Annotated in this window: 3 protein-coding genes; all 3 read left to right on the top strand. The window is 66.1% G+C overall.

The window, feature by feature from the left end; all coding sequences use genetic code 11:
- Window positions 1–362: 362 nt before the first annotated feature.
- The 3 genes from ACZ5ID_RS36920 (at window position 363) to ACZ5ID_RS36930 (ending at window position 3,529) form a co-directional block, all read left to right on the top strand.
- Window positions 363–2,234 (top strand): PAS domain S-box protein, encoded by a 1,872-nt coding sequence (locus tag ACZ5ID_RS36920; RefSeq protein WP_468907170.1) that lies wholly within the window; start codon window positions 363–365, stop codon window positions 2,232–2,234.
- A 187-nt stretch (window positions 2,235–2,421) separates the two neighbouring features.
- The gene (locus tag ACZ5ID_RS36925) at window positions 2,422–2,931 is read left to right on the top strand and encodes a DUF2867 domain-containing protein (protein ID WP_468907172.1); all 510 of its coding nucleotides are present in this window, start codon (window positions 2,422–2,424) and stop codon (window positions 2,929–2,931) included.
- A gap of 106 nt (window positions 2,932–3,037) precedes the next feature.
- Entirely contained in the window at window positions 3,038–3,529 is a 492-nt protein-coding gene (locus tag ACZ5ID_RS36930) for a hypothetical protein (RefSeq protein ID WP_406555695.1), read from the top strand.
- Window positions 3,530–4,110 lie beyond the last annotated feature (581 nt).

Genomic DNA, 4,110 nt, shown 5'->3' on the forward strand with positions numbered 1-4,110 from the left:
ACCCGCTGGAACAGCTCCCACAACTCGTCCGGCACCAGCCGCTCAACGATCCCCGACACGACCAGCAGCATACCCAGCCAAATGAGATGATCTCTAAACGGAGCGAGCCACACGTTGGAGGGGAGACGGCACCCTCACCCCCTGGGAGGCCCGGGCCCGTTGACGCCTGCACCTGCTTGCCCAGATCCGAACACACTGACCTGCCAGCTCCACGGCAATGTTTTTTGACGAGGTGATCACGCATAGAGGTAGAACGGCCATGAGCGGTCATGACCGGTCGCTTCGTGATATGCGTCCCGCGCCGATACCCGTTAATGCTGAGATGTTCCATGGAATCCAGCGAGTGCAGGCCACAGGGGCGCATGATCCGCGTCGCCGAGGAGCCGTTCCGTGCTTTGCTGGAGGCGGCTCCGGACGCCATGGTGATCGTGGACGACGGCGGGGTGATCCGGCTGGTCAACGCCCAGACGGAGATGTTATTCGGCCACCCCCGTGACGAACTTCTGGGCAAACCCGTCGAGATCCTCGTACCGGAGCGCTTTCGTGCCCAGCACCCAGGTCATCGGATGGCGTACTCCGGCAACCAGCAAGTGCGCCCGATGGGTGCGGACCTGGAACTCTACGGACTGCGCCGCGACGGGGCGGAGTTCCCGGTCGAGATCAGCATCAGCCCGCTGCAGACGCCCGACGGACTGCTCATCTCCGCCGCCGTGCGCGACGTGAGCGAGCGCAAGGCTGCCGAGGCGCGGTTCCGCGCCCTGCTCGAAGCGGCTCCGGACGCCATCGTCATCGTGGACGATGGCGGAGTGATCCGGCTGGTCAACGCCCAGACCGAGGCGCTCTTCGGCTACCGGCGCGAGGAACTGCTCGGGCGCCAGGTAGAGGTGCTGGTGCCTGAGCGGTTCCATCACCACCACCCCTCCCACCGGCAGGGGTATGTCGAAAACCGCCGTGTGCGCCCCATGGGCGTAGGCCTGGATCTGCACGGGTTACGCAAAGACGGATTTGAGTTCCCGGTGGAAATCAGCCTCAGTCCGCTGGAGACTCCGGAGGGGACTCTCGTCTCTGCCGCTATCCGCGACGTCAGCGACCGTAAACAGGCCGAGGAACAGCTCGCCGCGCTCTACGAGCAGCAGCGCCACGTCGCGCTGACCCTGCAGCGCAGCCTGATGGGATCCCCCGCCCCGCTCCCCGGCATGGACACCTCCAGCCGGTATTTCCCCGCCCGGCACGGCGCGGGTGTGGGCGGGGACTGGTTCGATCTGATCGCCCTGGGTGGCGGGCGGGTAGGCGTACTGATCGGAGATGTGATGGGGCGGGGTCTGGAAGCCGCCGCCGTGATGGGGCAGCTGCGTTCGGCTTCGCACGCCCTGGCCAAGACCGGAATGCCGCCATGGCAGTTGATGCGCGCCCTGGACGCGGTCGTCAGCGAGCTGCCCGACCAACTCGTCACCTGCTGCTATCTGATCCTGGACCCGGACGAGGGGGTCCTGACCGTGTGTTCCGCCGGCCACCTTCCCGTGTTGCTGGCCGACCCCACCGGGACGGTCAGCAGGCTTCCGGTCCCTGTCAGCGTGCCCCTGGGAGTCGGTGAGGTACCGCATCAGGAGTCCCGGCTGAGGGTGCCGCCGTCGGCGGTACTGGCCCTGTACACCGACGGTTTGGTGGAAACGCCGACCAGCGACATCGAAGAACAGATCGATGCCCTGGCGATGGTCCTGGAAAAGGCGGTCGCCGAGACGCCGTTTCTCGAAGAGGCGGCCGACTCCGTTCTCGCCGCTCTGCTGCCCGACCCCCTGGACTACGCCGACGACGTGACGCTGCTCCTGGCCCGGGTTCCTCCCGCCCCCCTGACAGCTGTCTCCGCGCTGTTGCCGGCGAAGCCGGTGAGCGTGGGGGAGGGGCGCCGTTTCCTCCGCGGGACTCTGCGGGAGTGGGAGTGCGAGGACCTGACCGACACCGCCTGTCTCCTGGCTTCGGAACTGCTCACCAACGCGGTGCGACATGCCTGCGACCCGCTGCGGCTGAGGGTCCGCTGCACCCGGGACGAGCTCCACATCGAGGTGTGCGACGGCAGCCCGGTCCTTCCCCAGGCCAGGAGTGCGGGCCTGGAGGAGGAATCAGGCCGCGGTCTTGCCCTGCTGGACCAACTGGCCTCGGTGTGGGGCACCTTGCCGACACAGGAAGGCAAAGCGGTGTGGTTCTCGCTGCCCCTGCCCGGCGAAGAGAAATGAGAACCCTGCGGCGGACGTGCCCCTGAATGGCTCCGAGGCCGGGCCGCCCCTGGAGGACGGGTGGAGTCCGTTGCCCTATGAGCCTGTTTGAAGAATGAAGGGGCGTAGTGCGGCGTGCTGCGTCCTTCACGGTGGTGGAGAATGAGAGGTGTAGAGGGAGAAGCCGTCACGGGTAAGGGTTCTGATCATGGCTGATGTACAAGCCCGCAGGCACGCAAGTCCCGTTGCGGATAGCGCCGTGGCAAGTCTGGGCGGCTATGACCATGTTGATGCGGTTGCCGTGGACGTCCCGACCGGCACCACCGCCATCGAGTTCACCCGGATGGTCTTCACCGGGACTCCTGAGTGGGTGCACAGACTGCTCAGCCTGCGCGACATACTGATGGCGCCCTTCGGACTCCAGTCCCAGCAGCGTGTCCCGGTGCAGGACATCCGCATAGAGCCCGGTCTCAAGATGGGTCCCTTCTACCTGTTGTCCGTGACCGAAGACGAGGTTTTGGGCGGAGACGACGACAAGCACTTGGACTTCCGTACCTCATTCGCGGTGCGTCCCTCCTCCTCTGGGGGAAGACAGGAAGGCGTCTGCACGACGGTCGTGCGGTTCCACCGCCCGGCCGGGCGCCTGTACTTCAAGGCGATCCAGCCGTTGCACAACCTGATCGTTCCCCGCGTTGTCGCCGGTGCAGTCCGTACCTGAAAGTCCCTTTTGGTGAGACTGCCGACCACGGCGGCACGTGACTGCCGGTCTGCCAGCGGTGTCTGATCTACTGCCTGCCGAGGGACTGGAGACGGGGGAGAGAACGATGGGTGTGCTGACGGATTACTTCCGTGCGAGGGATGCCGCATCGGTGGTGCGGGCGCTGGAGCTGGCGGATGGGGGTTCTCCGCTCTTCACGGAGCCGCCGGCATTCGACGGAGTGGAAGCCAAGCATGTGGATCCCGCCGTGGTACTGGGACAGCTGATCGCTTCCATCCAGCAGGTCGAGTGGCGCGTGGACCTGGTGCAGGAAAGGACCGTATGGCCGACCTCTCCGGAACCCAGGCCGCACGGCCTGGACGAGGATGACCCGTGGGCGACGGGACCGTGGGTATCAGAGCTCCCCCCTCTGGTACGCGACATCCTGGCGGACGTAAGCGACTTGGAGATACCGACCGTAGCCAGCAGATGGGTACAGGCCGAGGAGTTGTACGGAGCACACCCAGAAGACATTCAGCCCCTGGTTGAGGACCTTGTCGTGCTTGCCAGGCGGGCCCGCAGCGCTGGTGAACGGCTCTACTGCTGGATGTCGCTGTGAGCATGTCGGGCCGGGTCTCCGCGTCATCTCACGCACGTGTGCCCGCGGCCCAACCGGCCCGTCGACCGCCACTGCGTTCCATTCGACCGGAGGTACTCGGAGGCAAGGCTTCCCCATGACCACATCGACGAGCGATCAGATCGACAGTCACACGATCAAACTACTTTTGTTAGAACCAGTAGGTGGGATCTGCACGCAGGGGCGTCCAAAGGGATCACCCCCGCATGCGCGGGGACCACTCAGTGGGGCAGGGCGATGGCGCGGGAGGTTTCGGCTGGGTGCTGAAGTCGGGGGCTGGGGGTGGGGTGGGGTGTGGTGAGGAGGCGGGTGAGGAGCAGGCCGGTGGAGGCGTTGCTGAGTGCTGTGGCCGCGCGGATCAGATCGCGGCGCCGATGAGCGGGCAGGGCAAGGGCTACGCAGGTGGCGTCGTGGCCGGGCAGGGTGAGGGAGAAGCCCGCGCAGACGTTGAGGTGGGAGTATTCCAGGACGTCAGAACTGGGCGGCGTTGGGGCCGTGGCGGTCGAGGGCGTCGAAGAGTAACCGCGGGTTGGTGATGGTGCGGTCGGTCAGCGGCACGGGCG

This window comes from Streptomyces sp. NPDC031670 (assembly GCF_055580545.1).